General features: G+C 68.4%; 22 protein-coding genes and 4 tRNA genes. 19 read left to right on the top strand and 7 right to left on the bottom strand.

The window, feature by feature from the left end; translation table 11 throughout:
* Window positions 1-27 precede the first annotated feature (27 nt).
* Window positions 28-1,155, top strand: coding sequence for a molybdopterin-synthase adenylyltransferase MoeB (gene moeB, locus C9I47_RS08900; RefSeq protein WP_111266427.1), 1,128 nt, complete (start codon window positions 28-30; stop codon window positions 1,153-1,155).
* Window positions 1,156-1,231: 76 nt separating this feature from the next.
* Window positions 1,232-2,248 carry a DUF2272 domain-containing protein gene (locus C9I47_RS08895; protein WP_190238451.1) on the top strand — a complete coding sequence of 339 codons (1,017 nt, stop codon included), beginning with the start codon at window positions 1,232-1,234 and terminating at the stop codon, window positions 2,246-2,248.
* A gap of 28 nt (window positions 2,249-2,276) precedes the next feature.
* Here the strand turns inward: C9I47_RS08895 and C9I47_RS08890 are convergent, their stop codons facing one another.
* Together C9I47_RS08890 and C9I47_RS08885 are read right to left on the bottom strand one after the other, a co-directional pair.
* Window positions 2,277-3,101: an alpha/beta hydrolase gene (locus tag C9I47_RS08890; protein WP_223250069.1), complete on the bottom strand. Its 825-nt coding sequence runs from the start codon at window positions 3,099-3,101 to the stop codon at window positions 2,277-2,279.
* Window positions 3,102-3,188: 87 nt separating this feature from the next.
* A complete protein-coding gene (locus tag C9I47_RS08885; protein WP_111266425.1) occupies window positions 3,189-3,497 on the bottom strand; it encodes a DUF1244 domain-containing protein in 309 nt (102 codons plus the stop codon).
* Between the two features lie 87 nt (window positions 3,498-3,584).
* Between C9I47_RS08885 and folD the strand changes: the two genes are divergently transcribed.
* From folD to C9I47_RS08850, 7 genes are all read left to right on the top strand, one after another.
* Window positions 3,585-4,451, top strand: coding sequence for a bifunctional methylenetetrahydrofolate dehydrogenase/methenyltetrahydrofolate cyclohydrolase FolD (gene folD / locus C9I47_RS08880; RefSeq protein ID WP_111266424.1), 867 nt, complete (start codon window positions 3,585-3,587; stop codon window positions 4,449-4,451).
* A gap of 400 nt (window positions 4,452-4,851) precedes the next feature.
* Window positions 4,852-6,309, top strand: coding sequence for an IMP dehydrogenase (gene guaB, locus C9I47_RS08875; protein WP_111266423.1), 1,458 nt, complete (start codon window positions 4,852-4,854; stop codon window positions 6,307-6,309).
* Window positions 6,310-6,436: 127 nt separating this feature from the next.
* Window positions 6,437-6,946 (top strand): hypothetical protein, encoded by a 510-nt coding sequence (locus C9I47_RS08870; RefSeq protein WP_111266422.1) that lies wholly within the window; start codon window positions 6,437-6,439, stop codon window positions 6,944-6,946.
* Between the two features lie 29 nt (window positions 6,947-6,975).
* The gene (gene guaA, locus C9I47_RS08865; protein WP_111266421.1) at window positions 6,976-8,541 is read left to right on the top strand and encodes a glutamine-hydrolyzing GMP synthase; all 1,566 of its coding nucleotides are present in this window, start codon (window positions 6,976-6,978) and stop codon (window positions 8,539-8,541) included.
* Window positions 8,542-8,622: 81 nt separating this feature from the next.
* On the top strand, window positions 8,623-9,114 hold the full coding sequence (gene tadA / locus C9I47_RS08860) for a tRNA adenosine(34) deaminase TadA (RefSeq protein ID WP_111266420.1): 492 nt from the start codon (window positions 8,623-8,625) through the stop codon (window positions 9,112-9,114).
* Window positions 9,115-9,220: 106 nt separating this feature from the next.
* The gene (locus C9I47_RS08855; protein ID WP_111266419.1) at window positions 9,221-10,285 is read left to right on the top strand and encodes a lipid A deacylase LpxR family protein; all 1,065 of its coding nucleotides are present in this window, start codon (window positions 9,221-9,223) and stop codon (window positions 10,283-10,285) included.
* A 367-nt stretch (window positions 10,286-10,652) separates the two neighbouring features.
* Window positions 10,653-11,690: an alpha/beta fold hydrolase gene (locus C9I47_RS08850; protein ID WP_111266418.1), complete on the top strand. Its 1,038-nt coding sequence runs from the start codon at window positions 10,653-10,655 to the stop codon at window positions 11,688-11,690.
* A 75-nt stretch (window positions 11,691-11,765) separates the two neighbouring features.
* On the opposite strand, the gene C9I47_RS08845 is transcribed toward C9I47_RS08850, so the two are convergent.
* A complete protein-coding gene (locus tag C9I47_RS08845) occupies window positions 11,766-12,380 on the bottom strand; it encodes an FMN-binding negative transcriptional regulator (protein ID WP_111266417.1) in 615 nt (204 codons plus the stop codon).
* A gap of 204 nt (window positions 12,381-12,584) precedes the next feature.
* Here C9I47_RS08845 and ada point away from each other — a divergent pair, with 204 nt between their 5' ends.
* On the top strand, window positions 12,585-13,661 hold the full coding sequence (ada, locus tag C9I47_RS08840; RefSeq protein WP_111266416.1) for a bifunctional DNA-binding transcriptional regulator/O6-methylguanine-DNA methyltransferase Ada: 1,077 nt from the start codon (window positions 12,585-12,587) through the stop codon (window positions 13,659-13,661).
* 27 nt (window positions 13,662-13,688) lie between these two features.
* Here ada and C9I47_RS08835 read toward each other — a convergent pair whose 3' ends face one another.
* On the bottom strand, window positions 13,689-14,168 hold the full coding sequence (locus C9I47_RS08835; protein WP_111266415.1) for a DUF2721 domain-containing protein: 480 nt from the start codon (window positions 14,166-14,168) through the stop codon (window positions 13,689-13,691).
* Between the two features lie 82 nt (window positions 14,169-14,250).
* Between C9I47_RS08835 and orn the strand changes: the two genes are divergently transcribed.
* Both orn and C9I47_RS08825 read left to right on the top strand, forming a co-directional pair.
* Complete coding sequence (gene orn / locus C9I47_RS08830; RefSeq protein WP_407067518.1) at window positions 14,251-14,829, top strand: oligoribonuclease; 579 nt, start codon at window positions 14,251-14,253, stop codon at window positions 14,827-14,829.
* Between the two features lie 51 nt (window positions 14,830-14,880).
* Window positions 14,881-15,603 (top strand): hypothetical protein, encoded by a 723-nt coding sequence (locus C9I47_RS08825; protein WP_111266413.1) that lies wholly within the window; start codon window positions 14,881-14,883, stop codon window positions 15,601-15,603.
* A gap of 16 nt (window positions 15,604-15,619) precedes the next feature.
* Here C9I47_RS08825 and C9I47_RS08820 read toward each other — a convergent pair whose 3' ends face one another.
* Window positions 15,620-16,537, bottom strand: coding sequence for a mechanosensitive ion channel family protein (locus C9I47_RS08820; RefSeq protein ID WP_111266412.1), 918 nt, complete (start codon window positions 16,535-16,537; stop codon window positions 15,620-15,622).
* A 170-nt stretch (window positions 16,538-16,707) separates the two neighbouring features.
* Entirely contained in the window at window positions 16,708-19,080 is a 2,373-nt protein-coding gene (gene ppsA, locus C9I47_RS08815; RefSeq protein WP_111266411.1) for a phosphoenolpyruvate synthase, read from the bottom strand.
* Window positions 19,081-19,254: 174 nt separating this feature from the next.
* On the opposite strand from ppsA, the gene ppsR reads away from it, so the two are divergent.
* From ppsR to C9I47_RS08785, 6 genes are all read left to right on the top strand, one after another.
* Window positions 19,255-20,073 carry a posphoenolpyruvate synthetase regulatory kinase/phosphorylase PpsR gene (gene ppsR, locus C9I47_RS08810; RefSeq protein WP_111266410.1) on the top strand — a complete coding sequence of 273 codons (819 nt, stop codon included), beginning with the start codon at window positions 19,255-19,257 and terminating at the stop codon, window positions 20,071-20,073.
* 164 nt (window positions 20,074-20,237) lie between these two features.
* On the top strand, window positions 20,238-20,732 hold the full coding sequence (locus C9I47_RS08805; RefSeq protein ID WP_111266409.1) for a DUF1249 domain-containing protein: 495 nt from the start codon (window positions 20,238-20,240) through the stop codon (window positions 20,730-20,732).
* Between the two features lie 45 nt (window positions 20,733-20,777).
* Window positions 20,778-20,853 (top strand) — tRNA-Ala (locus tag C9I47_RS08800).
* A gap of 34 nt (window positions 20,854-20,887) precedes the next feature.
* Window positions 20,888-20,963, top strand: a tRNA-Glu gene (locus C9I47_RS08795).
* 80 nt (window positions 20,964-21,043) lie between these two features.
* A tRNA-Ala gene (locus C9I47_RS08790) sits at window positions 21,044-21,119 on the top strand.
* Window positions 21,120-21,154: 35 nt separating this feature from the next.
* Window positions 21,155-21,230 (top strand) — tRNA-Glu (locus C9I47_RS08785).
* Between the two features lie 76 nt (window positions 21,231-21,306).
* Here the strand turns inward: C9I47_RS08785 and C9I47_RS17550 are convergent.
* Window positions 21,307-21,711 carry a hypothetical protein gene (locus C9I47_RS17550; RefSeq protein WP_145985467.1) on the bottom strand — a complete coding sequence of 135 codons (405 nt, stop codon included), beginning with the start codon at window positions 21,709-21,711 and terminating at the stop codon, window positions 21,307-21,309.
* A 244-nt stretch (window positions 21,712-21,955) separates the two neighbouring features.
* On the opposite strand from C9I47_RS17550, the gene C9I47_RS08775 reads away from it, so the two are divergent.
* Window positions 21,956-22,357 (top strand): CopL family metal-binding regulatory protein, encoded by a 402-nt coding sequence (locus C9I47_RS08775; protein ID WP_190238643.1) that lies wholly within the window; start codon window positions 21,956-21,958, stop codon window positions 22,355-22,357.
* Window positions 22,358-22,445: the final 88 nt, after the last annotated feature.

Below are 22,445 nucleotides of genomic sequence, written 5' to 3'. Positions count from 1 at the left end.
TGGCGCAATTGGCGCGATAATCGGCGCATGGACATCGAACACCTGACTCCGGCCCAGGCCTTGCGGCGCCTGCGCGAGGGCTGCCTGCTGATCGACGTGCGCGAGTCGCACGAGCGCGCCACCGGACATGCCGAGGGCGCGCGCGGCATCGCCCGGGCCGAACTGGAGGCCGAGCCGGCAGCGCTACTGCCGGACCCCGACGCACCGGTGATGCTGATCTGCCAGGTCGGGGGGCGCTCGCTGAAGGCGGCCGAGGCGCTGCGCCGGGCCGGCTACGCACGGGTCGCCTCGGTCGATGGCGGCACCGAACGCTGGATCGCCGAGGGCCTGCCGGTCGAGATTCCGGCAGGCGATACCGATTTCTACGACCGCTACTCGCGCCACCTGCGCCTGCCCGAGGTCGGCGAGGCGGGCCAGCGCCGGCTGCAGGCCGCGCGCATCGCAATGGTCGGCGCCGGTGGCCTGGGCTCGCCGGCGGCGTTCTACCTGGCCGCCGCCGGTGTCGGCACCCTGGTGCTGGCCGACGACGACGTGGTCGATCGCAGCAATCTGCAACGGCAGATCCTGCACACCGACGACCGGATCGGAGTCGCCAAGGTCGAGTCGGCACGGACCGCGCTGTCGGCGCTCAATCCGCGGGTGCGGGTCGAGGCCTTCGCCGAACGCGTCAGCGCCGCCAACGTCGAACGGCTGATCGCCGACGCCGACGTGGTCATCGACGGCGCCGACAATTTTCCCGCGCGTTATCTGCTCAACGACGCCTGCGTGAAACTTGGCAAGCCGCTGGTCTACGGCGCGGTGCACCGCTTCGAGGGGCAGGCCAGCGTGTTCGACGCCGGCCGCCGGCGCGGCGAGGCGCCGTGCTACCGCTGCCTGTTCCCGGAGCCGCCGCCGCCCGAGGCCGCACCCAACTGCGCCGAGGCCGGCGTGCTCGGCGTGCTGCCCGGCGTGATCGGCCTGTTGCAGGCGACCGAGGCGATCAAGCTGGTGCTCGGGCTGGGCACGTCGCTGGGCGGACGCCTGCTGCATTTCGACGCGCTCGGCATGCGCTTTCGCGAGACCCGGCTCTCGGCCGACCCGGATTGTCCGGTCTGCGCGCCGGGCCGCGAGTTCCCCGGCTACATCGACTACGCCGCGTTCTGCGCCGGCGGCTGAGCGCGGGCCCCATCGCTCACTCCGTCGCGACACCGCCTCTGGAACGATGCCCCGACACTTGGACCGGAATCCCGACATGCATGTCCGCGGCCTGGAAGCGGCCTTCGCTTCGCTCGCTTTCGCGCTGGGGCTTTGGCTGGCGACGCCCGGGACCGCCTGGGCCGGCGGCGGCTGCCGCGGCGAGGATCCGCTGCAGGCACGCACGCTGGCGGCACGGGTGTCGGCGGTGGCCTGCCGCGAGAACCGGCTCTGGTACGAGGCGTTCATCGATATCGACGGGCGTCTGGCCAGCACCACCGTGGCCGAGATGGAGGCCGACGCGCTCAGCGACGGCATGACCCCGGCTTGGAAACGGGTGGTCGATTACTGGCGCGGCAGCGGCCTGCTCGGCGCGGTCGCGCAACGGCCCGGCGCCAGCACCTGCGAGTACGTGACCAACGACAGCTACGCCTCGCCGAATTGCCGCGGCTTCCTGATCGACACGCCGTGGTCGGCCGCCTTCGTCTCCTACGTGATGATCCAGTCCGGGGTGCCGGGATTCGCCGCCTCGCCCAGCCACATCGACTATGTCCGCGATGCCTACCGCAACCAGGAACACGGTCCGTTCCGGATCGCCGATCCGCTGAGCGAGACGCCAGCCGACGGCGACCTGTTGTGCTTCACCCGCGGCGCCTCTTCGGTCACCGATCATGCCGCACTGATGACCTGGCTGGGCACGAACGGCTCGGGCGCACTGGCGATGCATTGCGACATCGTGGTCGACGCCAACGGCAGCGGCGACGGCCGCGCCTACCTGGTCGGCGGCAATGTCTTGCAGGCGGTGACGATGCGGATCCTTCCGATCAACCATGCCGGCCGGTTCTGGAACCTGCCGCAGGGCCGCAGCATCGGTTGCAGGCCGTCCAACCCCGGGGCCTGTTCCTTCAACCGGCAGAACTGGGTCGCGCTGCTGAAACTCAAGCCCGGCCTGCCGATGCCGACGATGCCGGCCAGCCCGCGCGACTGGCAGCCGGCGGCACCGCAGGAGCAGTGCTGCATCCACTGCGTGGTCGGTTCCGGAGTGCCGCGCTGTCCGAATCCAGCGACGCCCTGAGCCGCGGGGACCGGGTCGTGGCAGGCCTTCAGCGGGTCATGTCGACCGCCGCGCCGTCCGAGTCCCGCTGTGAGGCATCCGCCTCGACGGCAGGCACGTCGAAGAAAGCGGTCAGGGCTCCGGCGTACTCGGGGCGCGCATCGAAACCGTTGTGACGGGCGCCGGCCAGGGTCAGCACCCGTGGCGCGCGCGGCAGGGCCTCGACCAGTCGACGGGTATGCGCGGCCGGGATCACCTCGTCGGCGCTGGCCTGGACCACCAGCACTTCGCCGCGATAATCGGCCAGGTGCCGGGCCGAGTCGAAGCGGTCCTGCATCAGTCGCCCCACCGGCAGCCACGGATAGGCCGAGCCGGCGACCCCGACCAGGCTGTCGAACGGGGTGACCAGGGCCAGGCGCCGGACCGGTCGCCGCGCCGCCAGTTGCGCGGCGACGCCGCTGCCCAGACTGCGGCCGATCACGTCGATGCCCGGGTGGCGGGCGGCGGCGAAATCGTGCAGGGCCAGGGCATCGCCCACCAATGCCGCTTCCGACGGGTTGCCGTCGCTGGCGCCGTAGCCGCGGTAGGCCAGCAGGTAGACGGTGTGATCGGGGAACCAGGCGGCGAAGGCCTCGCGGTTGTGCTCGATCGCCTCGGCATTGCCGCCGAAGTAGAGCAGGGCGCGCGCCTGGCCGGGATTGAGCACCCAGCCGCGCAACACCGCGCCACCCCGGGCCAGCTCGAAGTCGGTCGCCTGGGCGGCGACCCGGGTGACCTGCGGAAAATAGACGAAGTCGCGCTGCTTGGCGTACATGAAGCCGCAGATCGCGGCGTAGCCCAGCGCGGCGAACGCGGGGAGGCCGAGCGCGTACACCCAGAGCCCGCGTCGCGGGGGGCCGTGGTGCTCGAACGGCTGGCGGCGCGCGGCGGGGGCTTGTGGGGCGTGGTCACCGCTGGCGACTCAGTCGTGGCGCTTGCGCGCGGCCTCGAACGCGGCCAGTTGCTCGGGCGTGGCCGGCTGCTGGTGCTTGGCCTTCCAATCGCCGAAGGGTTCGCCGTAGACGGCTTCGCGCGCCTCGTCCTTGCTCATGGTGATGCCGCGCGCCTCGGCCGCCTCGCGATACCAGTCGGCCAGGCAATTGCGGCAGAAACCGGCGAGGATCATCAGGTCGATGTTCTGCACATCGGGGCGGGCCTGCAGCAGGTGTTCGCGCAGGCGGCGGAACACCGCGGCCTCGATATGCAGGGTTTCGTGATCGGTTGCGTTCATGACGGGAATTCGATGCGGGGCCGCGTCGCGCGGCCGGATGGGGGATAATGCTCGGCTTCGAATGTAGCGCAGGCCCCCGGAATCCGCATGAGTGACACCCCAGCCCGCATCCTCGACGGCAAACGCATCGCCGAGGACCTGCTCGATTCACTCAAGGCCCAGGTCGAGGCCCGACTGGCCGCCGGCAGGAGCCGCCCGGGCCTGGCGGTGTTGCTGGTCGGCGACGATCCGGCCTCGGCGGTCTACGTGCGCAACAAGCGCCGGGCGGCCGAGAAGGTCGGCATCCGCGCGGTCGATTTCGACCTGCCGGCCGACACCTCCGACGCCGAGCTGGCGGCGTTGATCGACCGCCTCAATGCCGATCCGGACATCCACGGCATCCTGCTGCAGCTGCCGCTGCCCGACCGCCGCGACGCCAATGCCCTGATCAAGCGCATCGATCCGGGCAAGGACGTCGACGGCTTCCATCCCGAGAACGTCGGCCACCTGGCGCTGCGCCAGTTCGGCCTGCGTCCGTGCACGCCACGCGGGATCACCACCCTGTTGGCCTATACCGACCGCCCGGTGCGCGGCCAGAGCGCGACCATCGTCGGCGTGTCCAACCACGTCGGCCGGCCGATGGCGCTGGAGCTGCTGATCGCCGGCTGCACCGTGACCAGCTGCCACAAATTCACCCCGCCGGAGGTGCTGGAAGCCTCGGTCCGCAACGCCGACATCCTGGTCGTCGCGGTCGGCCGCCCGGGCCTGATTCCCGGCGAGTGGGTCAAGCCCGGCGCGGTGGTGATCGACGTCGGCATCAACCGCCTCGACGATGGCCGCCTGGTCGGCGATGTCGGCTTCGCGGCCGCCGCGCAGCGGGCCAGCTGGATCACCCCGGTGCCGGGCGGGGTGGGGCCGATGACGGTCGCCACCCTGATGCAGAACACCCTGGAGGCGGCCGAGGCGGCCGGATAGGCGCCACCGGCTGCGCCCGCCCTGGTCCACCGAGCTCGGTAGGAGCGGCGCAAGCCGCAATGAAGTCTTCGCGGGAAAGTCCGGTCGCGGCTTACGCAGCTCCTACAGGAGCGGTCGCCTTCTCTCGCAGGAGCGGCGTGAGCCGCGATCCCCGGCCCGTGCCCGGGGGAATCCCCGGGATCCTGCGGCGCAAACCTCGGGCCCCGCCGTTGCGCCTCCACACCCCCCCGTTCGCGCTGCGCGCGAATCGCCCCCTGACTCAGGGGGTTGGGGCATGCCGCTCCCGGGGCTTTCGGGGCCGGATCGTCCCGCTGGCGGGACACGGAGTTCAGCATCCGTGCGCGCGTGCGGGGTGTCGAACAGGTTACAATGGCGCGCTTCATCCTCCCCGGTCCCGCCCATGCTGCGCATCCAGGCTGAAGCGCTCACCTACGACGACGTATCGCTCGTACCGGCGCACTCCAACGTCCTGCCCAAGGACGTCTCGCTCTCCACCCGTCTGACCCGCGACCTGACCATCCGCCTGCCGATCGTGTCGGCGGCGATGGATACGGTCAGCGAGGCCCGCCTCGCGATCGCGATGGCCCAGCTCGGCGGCATCAGCATCGTCCACAAGAACATGAGCGCGGAGGCGCAGGCGGCCCAGGTCGCAAAGGTCAAGAAGTTCGAGGCCGGAGTGATCAAGGAGCCGTTCACCGTCGGTCCGGAGACGACCATCGGCGAGGTCCTCAGTCTGACCCGGGCCCGCAACATCTCCGGCGTGCCGGTGGTGGAGGGCGGCCAGCTGGTCGGCATCGTCACCAGCCGCGACATGCGCTTCGAGAAGAAGCTCGACGATCCGGTCCGCCACATCATGACCAAGCAGGACCGCTTGGTCACCGTCGCCGAGGGCGCCTCCGACGAGGAAGTGCTCGAACTGCTGCACAAGCATCGGATCGAGAAGGTGCTGGTGGTCAACGACGGCTTCCAGCTGCGCGGGCTGATCACGGTCAAGGACATCCAGAAGAAGCGCGACAACCCCAACGCCGCCTACGACAGCAGCGAACGCCTGCTGGTCGGCGCCGCGGTGGGTGTCGGCGGCGACACCGAGGCCCGGGTCGAGGCGCTGGCCGCCGCCGGCGTCGACGTGGTGGTGGTCGACACTGCCCACGGCCATTCCCAGGGCGTGCTCGAGCGGGTGCGCTGGGTCAAGAAGACCTTCCCGCAGTTGCAGGTGATCGGCGGCAACATCGTCACCGGCGACGCCGCGCTGGCGCTGATGGACCACGGCGCCGACGCGGTCAAGGTCGGTGTCGGTCCCGGCTCGATCTGCACCACCCGCATCGTCGCCGGTGTCGGCGTGCCGCAGGTCACCGCGGTGGCGATGGTCGCCGACGCACTGCAGGACCGCATCCCGCTGATCGCCGATGGAGGCATTCGTTATTCCGGCGACATCGGCAAGGCGATCGTCGCCGGTGCGTCCAGCGTGATGATCGGCGGCCTGTTCGCCGGCACCGAGGAGGCGCCGGGCGAGGTCGAGCTGTTCCAGGGCCGCAGCTACAAGAGCTACCGCGGCATGGGCAGCCTCGGCGCGATGGAGAAGGGCTCCAAGGACCGCTACTTCCAGGATGCCTCCGACGCCGACAAGCTGGTGCCCGAGGGCATCGAGGGCCGGGTGCCGTACCGCGGCCCGCTCGGCAACGTCGTCCACCAGCTGGCCGGCGGCCTGCGCGCGACCATGGGCTACGTGGGCTGCGCGACCATCGAGGACATGCGCACCCGGCCCAGCTTCGTCCGCGTGACCAACGCCGGCAGCCGCGAGAGCCATGTCCACGACGTGCAGATCACCAAGGAGCCGCCGAACTACCGCGCCGGCTGAGGCCGGATCGGTGACACGCGGACTCGTAGGCTGCGGGACGCTGCTGGCGGTGCTGGTCGGCGGCTGCAGTACATCGCAGGGACCAGGACCGTCGCCGCAACCGGCTGCCAGGTCCGCGGCCGCGCAGATGGAACAGGTGCAGGCCTGCGGCGCCTCCTTCGGTATTCCCGGCGGATGGCGGTCCAGGCAGGTACGGCCGGGCCACTGGCGACTGGCGGACGCGTCGGAGCAGGGCATCGTCGTCGACGTGCGTTGCCTGCCTTCGCTGCGGTTCCCGCACGACCGCTGGGACGGGATCGCCGAAGTCGCCGCAGCACTGGAACTGGACGGCACGCAGCTCCCTTCGCAGGACCAGCTGCGCTACCTGGCATGGATCGAAGGGCGGCAGGACGCCGCTCGAGGGCGGGTTTCCAACCTGGCCGCGCTGCGCAGGGAAGCCGCTGAAACACACCCGCACGGCCTGCGCCGGCAGGTGGCGCTGTGGCCGGTCGACGGCGACTGCGACCGCGATGTCCGGCCGTGCTCGGCGCTGCTGTCGATGCGCTGGTCCGCCGACATACCGGCGCAGCAGGCCGGCTACGACGCGCTGTCGGCGACGATGGCACAGACCCTGCAATTGCCTGAACCGCACTTCTGAACCGCACTACTGAAGCCCTGGGGCGCCCGATGACCGACATCCATTCCGACAAGATCCTGATCCTCGACTTCGGCGCGCAGTACACCCAGCTGATCGCCCGCCGCATCCGCGAGATCGGCGTCTACTGCGAGATCTGGGCCTGGGACCACGACCCCGCCGAAATCGCCGCCTGGGGCGCCAAGGGCATCATCCTGTCGGGCGGTCCGGAGTCGACCACGCTCGAGGGCGCGCCGCGTGCGCCGCAGGAGGTGTTCGACGCCGGCCTGCCGATCCTCGGCATCTGCTATGGCATGCAGACCCTGGCCGCGCAGCTGGGCGGCGCGACCGAGGCCGCGGATGCCCGCGAGTTCGGCCACGCCGAGGTGCGGCTGCTGGCCGACGATGCGCTGCTGGGCGGTCTCAGCGACCACGACGGCGAACCGCGCATCGACGTGTGGATGAGCCACGGCGACCATGTCGCCCAGGCGCCTCCGGGCTGGACCGTCACCGCCACCACCGACCGCATCCCGGTCGCGGCGATGGCGCTGGAGGACAAGCGCTGGTACGGCGTGCAGTTCCATCCCGAGGTCACCCACACCAAGCAGGGCCAGACCCTGCTGCGCCGCTTCGTCACCGATATCTGCGGCTGCCAGACCCTGTGGACGCCCGCCCACATCATCGAGGACCAGATCGCGCGGGTGCGCGAACGCGTCGGCGACGACGAGGTGATCCTCGGCCTGTCCGGCGGCGTCGACTCCTCGGTGGTGGCCGCGCTGCTGCACAGGGCGATCGGTCCGCAGCTGACCTGTGTGTTCGTCGATACCGGCCTGCTGCGCTGGAACGAGGGCGACCAGGTGATGGCGATGTTCGCCGAGCACATGGGCGTCAAGGTGATCCGCGTCGATGCCGCCGACCGCTATTTCGAGGCGCTGGAAGGCGTCGCCGACCCCGAAGCCAAGCGCAAGATCATCGGCAACCTGTTCGTCGAGATCTTCGACGAGGAAGCCGGCAAGCTGAGCCGGGCCAAGTGGCTGGCCCAGGGCACGATCTACCCGGACGTGATCGAGTCGGCCGGCAGCAAGACCGGCAAGGCCCACGTGATCAAGAGCCACCACAACGTCGGCGGCCTGCCCGAGCACATGAAGCTGGGCCTGGTCGAGCCGTTGCGCGAGCTGTTCAAGGACGAGGTGCGCCGTCTCGGCGTCGAGCTCGGCCTGCCCGAATCGATGGTCTACCGCCACCCGTTTCCGGGCCCCGGCCTGGGCGTGCGCATCCTCGGCGAGGTCAAGCGCGAGTATGCCGAACTGCTGGCGCGCGCCGACCACATCTACATCGAGGAGCTGCGCAAGGCCGGCCTGTACGACAAGACCAGCCAGGCCTTCGCCGTGTTCCTGCCGGTGAAGTCGGTCGGCGTGGTCGGAGACGCGCGCGCCTACGAGTGGGTGATCGCGCTACGCGCGGTGGAGACCATCGACTTCATGACCGCCCACTGGGCGCATCTGCCCTACGACTTCCTGGGTCGGGTATCAAACCGTATTATCAATGAGTTACGTGGCATTTCTCGTGTCGTTTACGACATCAGCGGGAAGCCGCCGGCGACGATCGAGTGGGAATGAGCCGCTCGTTCGCCCGCGATGGCGCGAAGATGCCGCGCCAGCTACGGCGGCGATGAGATCGGAAGCGGCTGGAGAGCGAGCATGACGAATCCGGATTTCCGGGCCGACAACGACCAGCGCTGGATGCGCCACGCGCTGGCGCTGGCCGCGCGCGCCGAGCGCGAGGACGACGAGATTCCGGTCGGCGCGGTGCTGGTCTCGGCCGACGGCCAGGTGCTGGGCGAGGGCTGGAACCGCAACATCACCGAGCACGACCCCAGCGCCCACGCCGAGATCGTGGCGATGCGCCAGGCCGGGATGCGGCTGGGCAATCACCGCCTGCTCGGCAGCACCCTCTACGTGACCCTGGAGCCCTGCGCGATGTGCGCGATGGCGATGGTCCACGCGCGGGTCGGTCGGGTCGTGTACGGCGCCCGCGACCCCAAGACCGGCGCCGCCGGCAGCGTATTCGACCTGCTCGCCGATCCGCGCCACAACCATCGCGTCGAGGTGACCGGCGGGGTGCTCGGTGAGGAGGCCGGCGCCCGCCTGACCGCCTACTTCCGTGCCAAGCGCGCACGCCGGCCGGATTGAGCGGGGCCGGATGCCGCTTTGTCGCGCACCTTGGCGACCGCCGGCGCGACCGGCCCGATGCGAATCTTCCCCCGTTGTTTCGTGGCACTCTCCGTGTGATTTCCGCATGACCCGACCTTATCGATTCTGGCTGCTTGCCGCCGTTGCATGGGTAGCGGTGGGCGTAGGCGGCACCGCCGTCGCGCAGGGCCGCGAGGCCTGCCGCCACGGCTCGACCCGGTTGCCGCCGACGGTCAACTTCCGCGTCGACAACGACCTGTTCGGCGGCCAGGACCAGGGCTACAGCAATGGCGTGCAGTTGACCCTGGTCTCGCCCAACCTGCGCGACTACACCGACGACCCGTGCCTGCCGCGGCTGGCGCACTGGGTCAACCGCCATCTGGAAGCGCTGCAGCCGAGCCGGTTCGAGCAGCAGAACATGATCGCGACCTTCGCCCAGGGCATCTTCACTCCGACCGACTTCAGCCGCAGCGACCTGATCGAGGACGACCGCCCATACGCGGCCGGGCTGCTGGTCGGACTGGGCTACAACGCCCGCGAGGGCGACCGGCTGCGCACCACCCAGTTGCAGGTCGGCATCGTCGGTCCCGCGGCGCTCGGCGAGCAGGTGCAGGACGCGGTCCACGAGGTCACCGGCAGCGAGAAATTCCGTGGCTGGGACAACCAGTTGCGCAACGAGCCGGTCGTGCGCTTGATCCACGAGCGGATGCGCCGGGTCTCGGCCAATCACGACGGCGACCCGGGCTGGAGCTGGGACGCGATCGGTCATTACGGCGGCAGCCTCGGCAATCTGACCACCTTCGCCAACCTCGGCGGCGAGTTCCGCTTCGGCCGCAACCTGCCCGACGACTTCGGCAGCACGCCGCTGCGCCCGGCCGGCGAGAACACCGCGCCGACGCGGGAGCCGCAGAGCCGGTATCCCAGCGGCTTCCACTTCTTCCTGACCGTGGATGCGCGCTGGGTGCTGCACGACATCACCCTGGACGGCAACCTGTTCCGCGACAGTCACAGCGTCGCTCGCCGTCCGCTGGTGGCCTATGCCGGCTATGGGGTGGCGCTGATGCATCGCCGCTGGAAGTTCGCCTTCGCGCGCTACCACAGCACCCGCGAGTTCGACGAGCAGACCGAGACCCCGGTGTTCGGCAGCTTCACCGTCAGCCGCGCGTTCTGAGCGCGGCAGGGCGGGGCGGGGGCTTCAGCGTCCGCCCAGGCGACGCCGCGCTGGCGCTGATGGGCCACGGTGCCGACACGCTGCGGGACCGCATCACGCTGGTCGCCGACGGCGGCTCCGCGAGGCTGGCGCCTGCCCGACGGCCCCCTTCAGGGCCCAGCACGGCCGCAGCGCCGGTCGGTCGCCGCGGCCTTTCCAGGACGGCCGCAAGCCACGAACCGATCCCTCCTGACGGAAAGCAAGATCCGGATATTCACTGACCGGTTGCCTCTCTAGCCTCTGCTGCGTTCATTGCGCTGCGTTCCCGCTACTGCCTGGACCCGCGCATTCGACACTTCTCATACGCAACAGATGGAAGGAGATACCCATGCGCAAATTCGCTCTCGTGATCGGGATGATCGCGGGCACGTCGGCCGCATTTCCGTTGGCGGCCCTTGGCGGGCCCGTACCGACTGCCGCGCCTGTAGAGCACGTCCCGGGACGTCTGGTGCCGGTGAATGGGACAAGACTGTGGGTGGAGGCGGAAGGCAAGGGGCCTCCACTGGTCGTCCTGGTCGGCGGCCCCGCGAACTCGCATGTGTCCATGCATCCGACCTTCAGTTCGCTGGCAGACCGGTTCCAGATCATCTACTACGATTATCGGGGGCGTGGCAGAAGCGACGCACCCGCTGCAATCGGAGATGTCACCTTCGAGCAGGATGTCGAAGACCTGGAGGCGCTGCGCGCCGAGCTGGGTCTGGAGACGATGAATCTGTATGGCTTTTCCTACGGAGGGCTCGTGGCGCAGGCCTATGCGCTTGCCCAGCCATCCAGGGTGGATCATCTGATTCTTGCGAATACGCTCTACAGCGCTGAGATGTGGAAGCTCAATCACGACAACATCAACGCCGAGCTCGAGAAGCAGTACCCCGAAGTCTGGGAACGCATCCAGGGGCTGCGGGAACGGGGCTACACCTCATCCAGTCCGGAAATGCAGGCACTCTATGCCGTGCATTCCCCCCTTATCCGCTGGTACAACCCGGACCGTGCGCACCGACGCAGGACGGAACCGGGGTCGACCAACAAGGCGCTCTACTGGGAGTTCGTCGGCCATGACATCGATTTCGAACCGGGAGGGGAGGTCGTCCGCCTCCCGGACTTCAGGCCGCGACTGGGCGAACTGGAGATGCCGACCCTGATCCTGGCGGGACGCTACGACCGTGCGCTCTATCCAAAGCTGCAGTGGGAATTCAAGCGCCACGCTCCCCAGGCGTGTTTCATGATCCTGGAATACAGCGGGAGCTACGGCCATGTGGAAGAACCCGAGACGGTCATTCCGCTGGTGGAGGAGTTTCTGTCGATGCCTCCGGCCGAGTTCAGCAGCGCATCCGCCAGGTTCCTCCACGACAGGAAGTCGTGCTTGTAGGCGGAGCGAGCGGGCAGGCGGACATCCGCTCCTGCTCGCGTGGATCCCGATGAGGTCCGCATCGCCAGCGGAGGATCAATCTCCGCTGGCCCTCGATGCCTGACGCACCATGGCCGACAGGAGTTCGTGCTGTCGTTCCCGTTCCAACCCGGCAAGAATGTCGTCGAACACGTCCGCCCGCTCATCCTGGCCAAGCTTGAACCTTGCGCGGGTGTCGATGATCCGCGCGCGAAACGCAATCACCGCACGCGAGAGTCCCGGATAGCGGTCGCCCATCTCGGACACGCGCCAGGCGTCCCGGCGCCCGTGCTCCATGCGGGCGACAAGCCGTTCCAGCGCGAACCCCGCGTCTTCGTCGAAGTCGACTTCGACATCGAACTGGACGGATTCGTAGTTCCAGGTGGGCGCCTGTGTCCGGTCCCGCATCCACGACGGTGAAATGTATCCATGCGTACCGCTGAACACCACGAGCGCGCGGGGCTCACGAACGAGGGCGGCTGCATGGGGGTTCGACCGGGCCAGGTGACCGATGAGGTGCGGAGCTTCGACGTCATGATCGAGAACCAGCGGCAACGGCGTGCACAGCAGCTTGCCACTCCGGCTGGAGATCAGATGAGCGAAAGGATGGTCGCGGACAAGACGATGGATGGCGTCCTCGTTGCGCGGGCAGGACTTGGGATCGACTCTCATGGCAATGCGGTACCGTGCGGGAAGTAGCGCCAGCTTGTCCGGCCCCGACCGGGATGCCTATCCGGTTCTTGCGGTGCGTGGACAGCGCCGCGCCGGCATGACCGGCCGCCCTGGGCGACCGGCATCGACCGCAAGAACCGGAGTTCCTGCGGTCGAATTTCCCCCTATGCTGATCCGATGAGCGGATGCTTCCAGGTACCAGCCATGCCTTCGACCGTCCAGGACTCGGCCGACTACACGACGGATGATGCGCGCTGGCGCGCCGTTCAGGCCCGCGATCGCGACGCTGCGAGGCATTTCGTCTATGCCGTGCGCACCACTGGCGTGTATTGCCACCCGGGCTCGCCGGCGCGGCTCCCGAAGCGGGAGAATGTGGAGTTCTTCGATTCGCCGGCAGCGGCCGAGGCGGCGGGGTACCGCGCCAACCGGCGGAGCAAGGGCGACCGGACCGATCCGGCGATCGGACGCGCGGCGTTGGTGGCGCAGGCCTGCCGCCGGATCGAGGCTTCCGAAACCGAACCCTCGCTCGATGAGCTGGCCACGCAGGCTCGCATGAGCCCGTTCCATTTCCACCGCGTGTTCAAGGCCGAAACGGGTCTGACACCCAAAGCCTATGCTTCGGCCCATCGCGCCCGGAAGCTGCGGCAGAAGCTGGGGGCCGCCGACGTTTCCGTCACCGAGGCCATCTACGATGCCGGATTCGGCTCCAACAGTCGCTTCTACGAGGCATCCGACCGGCTATTGGGGATGCGCGCGCGCGACTACCGGGCAGGCGGCGCGGGTATGACGATCCGTTTCGCGGTAGGGCAATGCTCTCTGGGCGCGATCCTGGTTGCGCAAAGTCAACGAGGCATCTGCGCCATCCTGCTGGACGACGACCCGGATGCCTTGATTCGCGAGCTCGAGGATCAGTTTCCGAAGGCACAACTCATTGGCGGTGACGCCAAGTTCGAGCGTCTGGTCGCCGAGGTCGTGGGCTTCATCGAATCGCCTTCCATCGGCCTGAACCTGCCGCTGGATGTGCGCGGAACCGCCTTCCAGGAGCGGGTCTGGCAGGCGCTGCTCGAAATTCCGCCCGGCACCACGGCGAGCTATGCCGACGTCGCACAACGCATCGGCGCACCGAAGGCGGTCCGCGCCGTGGCCCAGGCCTGCGGCGCCAACCGCGTGGCTGTCGCCATTCCCTGCCATCGTGTCGTGCGGCGCGACGGGGACATATCCGGCTATCGCTGGGGCCTGGAGCGCAAACGAGAGCTGTTGAGGCGCGAAGCCGAGAGCTGAGAACCCTTCCCGAACCGGTCGCGACGGCTACGGCCGGCCCAGGCGCCGCTGGTTGGCGCGCTTGTGGCCGTGGTCCATCTCGTCGTTGACCACCCGCACCGCCAGCGACGACTCGTAAGCCAGCAGGATGCTCGCCGCCAGCATCATCGTCACCCCCAATGCGGCCAGGATCGTCGGCGCGGACACGAAGCGGTAGCCCATGAAGGCGTCGGCGGCGACGGTCAGGCTGGTGCCGACGAAGCAACTGATCGCCAGATACAGCAACTGGCTGCCATGCAGGGTGATCCGGCTGCGCCGGCGCTGCATCAGGATCAGCGCCTCGATGCGGGCGCGCTCGCCGTCGTTGTCGACGGTCTCCAGTTCCAGCAGCAATTGGCGGGCGCGGTCGATGACCCGGGCCAGGCGGTTGTTCGCCGACATCAGCAGCGACGCGGTCGCGGTCAGGAAGAACGCGGGCGCGAGCATCGCGGTGAGGATGGCGTAGTGCGAGGCGGCGTCCTTGAACATGGCGGTACGCGGGCGTTGGGTTGCCGCTATCATGCCCCGACGCGGCGGTCGCGGCGAGCAGGCAACGAAGGACAGCATGACGATGACAGCGGGGATGGCGATGGGGAAGGGCGAACGGCTGGTCTGGATCGACCTGGAGATGACCGGCCTGGACACCGACAACGACTCGATCCTGGAGATCGCGACCGTGGTGACCGACGCCAGCCTCGAGGTCCTGGCCGAGGGGCCCGAGCTCGCCATCCATCACCCGCTCGAACGCCTGCAGGCGATGGACGAATGGAACCGCCGCCAGCACGGCAGCTCGGGCTTGTGGGATCGGGTGCTTGCCAGCCTCGTCGATATCGCCGAGGCCGAGGCCAGGACCCTGGCCTTCCTGCGCGAATGGAGCAGCGCCGGCGCCTCGCCGATGTGCGGCAATTCGATCTGCCAGGACCGCCGCTTCCTGCACCGGCTGATGCCGCAGGTCGAGCGGCACTTCCACTACCGCAATCTCGACGTCAGCACGATCAAGGAACTGGCCCGGCGCTGGGCGCCGGCGGTGCTTGCCGGGGTCAGCAAGCAGTCGCGCCATACCGCGCTGAGCGACGTGCACGACTCGATCGCCGAGCTGCGCCACTATCGCGGCTTCATGGGCCGTCTGGGCGGCCTCCAGGCGGACTGAGCATCACCCGCCGGAAAGGATTTTCCGGATCACCACGACGCAGGAGGCGAAATGAACCGGAGCCGCAACTGTCTTCTCTGCCTGGCGCTGGGGGCGGCCTGGCTGCCGATCGCGGCCAGCGCCGACGAAACGCCGGCCATCCACAACGTGGTCACCGTGACCGAGCAGCGTTGCCAGGGACCGGCGATACTGCAGTGGGCGGTGCATCCGCGCCGCCGGCAGGCGCAGGAAAGTGGCTCCCTGGCGCTGGGCGACACCGGTTACCGGGTCGACCTGTCGGCGCTGGCGCCGTTCCGCGAATGGACCCTGATGGAGCGCCTGCACGACGGCTCGCGCGGGGTCGACGACAGCTACGCGCTGTTCAGCCGCGATGGATCGGGCCCGATCGAAGCCGCCTACGTCATCACCCGCCTGCCGGAGGACCTGCGCGACAACGAGCTGGCGCTGCGCCAGGTGGTCGCGATCCAGCAGGGCAACACCGGCGACGGCAAGGCGTCCTTCATCGAGGCCGACACACCGTTCGGGCGCGGCCTGGAGATGGTCGTCGGCGGCCGGGTCGGTTCGACCTGCTATCCGACCGCGCGGTTCCTGTACGCGACCGCCGAGGCGCCTTCGATCGGAATCAGCCGCTTCGTGGTCAGGAACGACGACCTGATCGAATACTCGCTGGTGATGTCCTGGCCCGACGGGGTCGGGCAGGGCGCGATCATCGAACAGGCACAGCGCAGGATGGACGGCTTCCAGCGCGGGCTGGCCGCGGCCGACCCGCGCTGAGCGCGGGATCCGCGGCTTACTCCGGATCGGCCGAGGGCTGGTGGTCGGGGCTGGCGAGACTGTCCCTGACCTGCGGCGGCAAGGTCGCCGGTCCACTCTGGCCGCCACCGGCGACGTGGTGGTACATGTGGACGTCGCGCTGCGGGAACGGAATGCTGACTCCGGAGGCATCGAAGCCCTTCTTGATCCGCTCGGTCAACTCGCACTTGGTCACGAAGAAGTCGGCGTTGGCGACGTGGCAGCGGATGCCCAGGTTGACGCTGTTGTCGCCCAGCCCGTAGACCAGCACGTCCGGCGACGGCTCGGCCAGCACCCGCGGGTCGGCATGCATGATGTCCAGCGCCAGCTTGCGGGCGAGGTCGATGTCGTCGGTGTAGCCGATGCCGATCACCAGCTCGACGCGACGCATCACGTCCGGCGTCAGGTTGATGATCGAATCGCCGGTGATCAGGCTGTTCGGCAGCACGATCAGCTGGTTGTCGGCGCCGCGCAGCTTGGTCTGGAAGATGCTCACGTCCTCGACCTTGCCGGTCTCGCCGGCGATGGTGACGATGTCGCCGACCCGGAACGGCTTCAGCGACACCAGCATCACCCCGGAGGCGACGTTCGACAGCGAATCCTTCAGCGCCATGCCGATCGCCAGGCCGGCGGCGCCGAGCACCGCGATCATCGACGTCGGGGCGATGCCGAACACGCCCTGCAGCAGGCCCAGGATCAGCACCACCAGGAGCCCGATGTAGACGACCTTGCGCAGGAAGCGGACCGCGATCGGGTCGACCTCGGCGCGGTTCAGGCCGCGCTCGGACAGGCCCGCCAGCCAGCGGGCGATCCGCAGGCCGATGTAGAAGACCACCAGGCCAATGCCCAGCTTGACGCCGAGGTTGGCTGCGTATGCGAGCCACTCCGAACTGAGCTGAACCGCTCCAATCTGCATTGCGTACTCCTTTTTCCCTGTGATGAAACGGGCGCCTGCGGGCGCCGCGGTCCGCAACGGCGGCCGCAAAAGCAACGCCCCGCATCGGCGGGGCGTTGTCTGGTTTGACGCAGCCTAACGCGTCGCGCGTGAGCGACGCGTTACCCGCGCACGATGCGCTGGCAGGCGGTTCAGCCGGCCTTTGCCTTGGCCAGCTTCAGCCAGGTATCGACCACGGTGTCGGGATTGAGCGACACCGACTCGATGCCCTGTTCCATCAGCCACAGGGCGAGGTCGGGATGATCGCTGGGGCCCTGGCCGCAGATGCCGACGTACTTGCCCTTGGCCTTGGCGGTGGCGATCGCCATCGCCAGCAGCTTCTTCACCGCCGGGTCGCGCTCGTCGAACAGGTGCGCGACCAGGCCCGAATCACGGTCCAGGCCAAGAGTGAGCTGGGTCAGGTCGTTGGAGCCGATCGAGAAGCCGTCGAAGATCTCCAGGAACTCCTCGGCCAGCAGCGCGTTGGAGGGCAGCTCGCACATCATGATGATCTTCAGGTCGTCCTTGCCCTGCTCGAGACCGTTGGCCTTCAGCACCTCGACCACCTTGCGGCCTTCCTCCAGCGTGCGCACGAACGGGATCATCACCCAGCAGTTGGTCAGGCCCATCTGCTCGCGCACCTTCAGCACCGCGCGGCACTCCAGCGCGAACGCGTCGGCGAACGCCGGATCGACATAACGGCTGGCGCCGCGGTAGCCGATCATCGGGTTTTCCTCGTGCGGCTCGTAGCGACTGCCGCCGATCAGGTTCGCGTACTCGTTGGACTTGAAGTCCGACAGGCGCACGATGACCGGGTTGGGCGCGAACGAGGCGGTGATCGTGGCGATGCCCTCGGCCAGGCGATCGACGTAGAAATCGACCGGATTGCCGTAGCCGGCGGTGCGCTCGTCGATGCGCTTCCTGGTCTCCGCGTCCTGCTGGTCGTACTCGAGCAGGGCCTTGGGATGCACGCCGATATGGCTGGCGATGATCATCTCCAGCCGGGCCAGGCCGACGCCGGCGTTGGGCAGCATCGCGAAGTCGAACGCGCGCTCGGGGTTGGCGACGTTCATCATCACCTTCAGCGGTGCCGGCGGCATGCGCTCCAGGTCCGCGGTGTGACGTTCGAAGGGCAGGGCGCCCTCGTAGATGAAGCCGGTATCGCCCTCGGCGCAGCTGATGGTGACGGTCTGGCCGTCCTGGATCGCGTCCAGCGCGTTGCCGGTGCCGACCACCGCCGGCACGCCCAGCTCGCGGGCGATGATCGCCGCGTGGCAGGTGCGGCCGCCACGGTTGGTCACGATCGCCGCCGAACGCTTCATCACCGGCTCCCAGTCGGGGTCGGTCATGTCGGCGACCAGCACGTCGCCGGGCTGGACCCGGTTCATGTCGTCCAGCGAGCGCACCACGCGGGCGACGCCGCTGCCGATCTTCTGGCCGATCGCGCGGCCCTCGCAGACCACCTTGCCGCGTTCGCTCAGCTGGAAGCGCTCGATCTGGGTCGCCTTGGCGCGCGACTTCACCGTCTCCGGACGCGCCTGGACGATGAACAGCTTGCCGCTGACGCCGTCCTTCGCCCACTCCACGTCCATCGGGCGGCCGTAGTGCTTCTCGATGATCAGCGCCTGCCGGGCCAGCTCGTGCACGTCCTCGTCGCTGATCGAGAAGCTGTTGCGCAGCTCGGCCGGGGTGTCCTCGGTGCGCACGCGCTCGCCGGGCACGTCGGAATAGACCATCCGCAGCTGCTTGGCGCCGATCGCCCGGCGCAGGATCGCCTGGCGGTCCTCGGCCAGGGTCGGCTTGTAGACGTAGAACTCGTCCGGGTTCACCGCGCCCTGCACGACCATCTCGCCCAGGCCGTAGCTGGAGGTGATGAACACCACGTCGCGGAAGCCGGACTCGGTGTCGAGGGTGAACAGCACGCCGGAGGCGCCGATGTCGGAGCGCACCATCAGCTGCACGCCGGCGGACAGGAACACGTCCTCGTGCTTGAAGCCGTGGTGCACGCGGTAGGCGATGGCGCGATCGTTGTAGAGGCTGGCGAAGACTTCCTTGACCTTGTGGACGACATCGTCCTCGCCGGTCACGTTGAGGAAGGTCTCCTGCTGGCCGGCGAACGAGGCGTCGGGCAGGTCCTCGGCGGTGGCCGAGGAGCGCACCGCGACCGCAACCGGGTCGCCGCCGTTCTGGTCGCACAGCTTGCGGTAGCCCTCGCGGATCGCCGCGTCCAGGTCCGGCTGCAGCGGCGCATCGATGACCCAGCCGCGGATCTCGCCGCCGGCCGCGGTCAGCGCCGGCACGTCCTCGACGTCGAGGGTCGCCAGGCGGTCGAAGATGCGCTGGTGCAGGTCGTTGTGGGCGATGAAGGCCTTGAACGCCTCGGCCGTGGTCGCGAAACCGCCGGGAACCGACACCCCGAGGTTGGCCAGATTGCCGATCATCTCGCCCAGCGAGGAGTTCTTGCCTCCCACTCGGGCGAGGTCGGACAGGCGCAGCTCATGCAGCCAGAGGATGTTCTCTTTCAAGGCGGGGGCTCCTGGTACGGCGGAACGGAAGCGATGGGGGCGGGCAGGCCGCGGACGGGGGCAGGGGCGGATGTCCGGCGGACAAGCCGCTATGATCGCCTGTGCGCCGGGCGCTTACAAGGTTGATCCGGCGGGCTTTTTCCTGTTGGCAGGCGGATTTTCGAGGGGTTTGGCATGGGTCTGCGCCCGGTGTTCTACATTTCCGACGGTACCGGCATCACCGCCGAGACCATCGGCCATACGCTGCTCACCCAGTTCCAGGAGACCCGCTTCGTCAGCGAGCGCATCTCCTTCGTCGACAGCGTCGAGCGGGCGCGCGAGGCCGCCGAGCGGATCCGCAAGGCCGCCGAGATGCACGGGGTGCGCCCGGTGATCATCAATTCCTGCGTCGACAACGAGGTCAGCGCCGCGCTGGCCGAGAGCGGGGCGCTGCTGCTGGACGTGTTCGCGCCGTTCATCGAACCGCTGGAGCAGGAGTTCGGCGAGACCCGCCGGCACGCGGTGGGGCAGGCGCACGGCCTGGTCGATTTCGAGACCTACCATCGCCGCATCAACGCGATGAACTACGCGCTGACCCACGACGACGGAGCCAGCATCGACTACGCCGAGGCCGACCTGATCCTGGTCGCGGTCTCGCGCGCCGGCAAGACCCCGACCTGCGTCTACCTGGCGCTGCACTACGGCATCCGCGCGGCCAACTATCCGCTGACCGAGGAGGACCTCGAGCACGATCGGTTGCCGCCGCGGCTGCGTCCATACCGTCACAAGCTGTTCGGGCTGACCATCGACCCGATCCGGCTGCAGCAGATCCGCCAGGAGCGGCGGCCAAATTCGCGCTATGCCAAGTTCGAGACCTGCAAGCGCGAGGTCGCCGCGGCGGAGATGATGTTCCGTGCCGAACGCATCCCGACCCTGAGCACGACCCATACCTCGATCGAGGAGATCTCGAGCAAGGTGCTGTCGACGCTGGGAATCCGTCGCGAGATGTTCTGAACGAGAGGCTCTGGACCGCGCAACCGGGCCTGGAGGGCAGGGCGCTGAACGGCGGTTCAGCTTGCGGCCGCCGCGCGCGATGAGCGACGAATCTTCAAGTTATGCCGCCCCGGGCGGCGCGTCAACGCTGCCGAAATCCACCCCGCGCGTGTAGCATCGGGTCCATGTCGACCGCTGCCGCCACCGCCGAACGCCTGCCCCGCCTCAACCGTTTCGGTTGGCTGATGGGGCTGTACGCGGAGAACCACGCGCGCTTCCAGCGCCTGTTCGCGCCGGCCGCGCTGGAAGCGGGGCGGTACCGCTCGGTGATCGGCGACGGCCTGGACGTCTGCCTGGACGTGATCGAGCGGCATCGCTACACCACCGAGCTGCGGCTGACCTACGCGATGCCCGATCCGGTCACAGGCGAACCGGACCCGTCCGCCTACCTGCGCGTCTATCACGATGCGCGCCAGTTGGAAGCGACCCACTGCTATATCGGCCGCCGCTGGCAGGACGTGATCGGCCTGTATCCGCCGCCGGCGGAGGTGATCGGCCACCGCATGCGGATGAACACCTTCCTCGGCAAATGGCTGGAGTACCTCGCTGAACGCGGGCATGGCGTGGCGACCTTGCAGGGGCCTGAAGCCATTCCGAAAAAAGTCATCGAAATGTCTTGACGACCTTCGGGACGGCCCCTAAGATGGCCGTCTTTCCAGCGCAGTGGGGCCATAGCTCAGCTGGGAGAGCGCTACAATGGCATTGTAGAGGTCGGCGGTTCGATCCCGCCTGGCTCCACCAAATTTCTGGAACATTCGCAGTAACCGCAACACCCGTCCCCATCGTCTAGAGGCCTAGGACACAACCCTTTCACGGTTGCGACCGGGGTTCGAATCCCCGTGGGGACGCCATATTCGAAACACCCAGCCCTGATGCGTCGGGGCTTTTTGTTGTCAGACTGGCTTTTTTGCAGGCCGGTTTCCAGCACAGTGGGGCCATAGCTCAGCTGGGAGAGCGCTACAATGGCATTGTAGAGGTCGGCGGTTCGATCCCGCCTGGCTCCACCAAATTCCTGGAACGTCCGCAGTACCCGCAACACCCCGTCCCCATCGTCTAGAGGCCTAGGACACAACCCTTTCACGGTTGCGACCGGGGTTCGAATCCCCGTGGGGACGCCATATTCGAAACAAAAAGCCCCGGCATGCCGGGGCTTTTTGTTTTCATGCCTGGACTTTCGGTTACCGGATCGTGGCGCTAGCTCACAGGGACGGCCACACGCATCGGATGTTCCGGGTTGTCGCGGATGAAGGCTTCGACATCGCGCAGCCTGGCGGGCAGCGGTGGAGCATCGAAGCTTCCATAACTGAAGAACCGGAACCCCGCTTCGTACAACGCCTGGACCTTGCGCCACTGCTCGCGATTGCGCGCAGGCGGAGCCTTGAAAGAGCGGCCCATCTCATGAAGGACGCCAGCGCAGCAAGGACAGCGGGACCTCCGCTGCGGGCGCGGGGCGATCCCGAAGCTCTTGCGGCATATGAAGCAGGCGTGCGCGACCAGGTATGCGGCCGCACGAGGACGAAGCGGCGGCGGCGATGGAGCAGGGCGGTTGCCGGTGTCGCGACGCAGTGCCATGCGTCTGGCCTTTTCGAACTTGTTCATTCGTGCCGGCTGCGAAGATGTCGGGCGGGTAGCCCGTAAGGGCCTCGAATCATTGACCCTTGGATGGTGGAGGGCATGAAGCGAGTGGTCAACAACCGCAACATCGCCAACGGTGTGGCGCGGCGTTGGCCCCGGTGGGCAAGGGATTCGCGAGCCAACACTGGACCAGCTCCAGAGTTGCGCCGCGCCCCCGGCATCGGTCAGCATGCGCCCGGTTCACCGCTACCGGCGTATCATCGACCGCATGTCCCGTTCGTCCGTCCTGCTGCGAGTGCTGGTCGCGCTGATGCTGGTGCTCAATGGCATCGGCGGCACGATGGCGTCCGCGCGCATGCTGGTCGAGCACAAGGCGCTGACGAAGCAGCACGCCGGTACTACTGCCACGACGATGCCGCCCTGCCATGAGGACATGGGCGGGATGGAACACGACGCGCCAGCAACGCCGCAAGCGGCCGGCCACGGCGACGATCCCGACTGCTGCAACGGCGGCCAATGCGCCTGCGAGTGCATCCAGCACTGCTGCGCGATGCCGGCGCCGGCGCTGGCCGGCGCACCGCCCGGACCGTCCGGCACCGCCGTTCACCCGCTCAGCGACGGCCACCCCGAGCCCGTCCGCCCGCGACTGATCCGACCGCCGATAGGCTGATCCGGCACCGGCACGCCAGTGCCGGAACCGTGCGCGCACGCCTGGATGCGGTGCGCCTCCAGTCTTGCCCGTCCCGATGCGGAAGGGC

The sequence above is a fragment of the Marilutibacter maris genome (genome assembly GCF_003233695.1).
GTDB classification, from domain to species: domain Bacteria; phylum Pseudomonadota; class Gammaproteobacteria; order Xanthomonadales; family Xanthomonadaceae; genus Marilutibacter; species Marilutibacter maris.
Note: the sequence above shows the minus strand (reverse complement) of the source record. Positions and strands in the feature narration are given on the sequence as shown.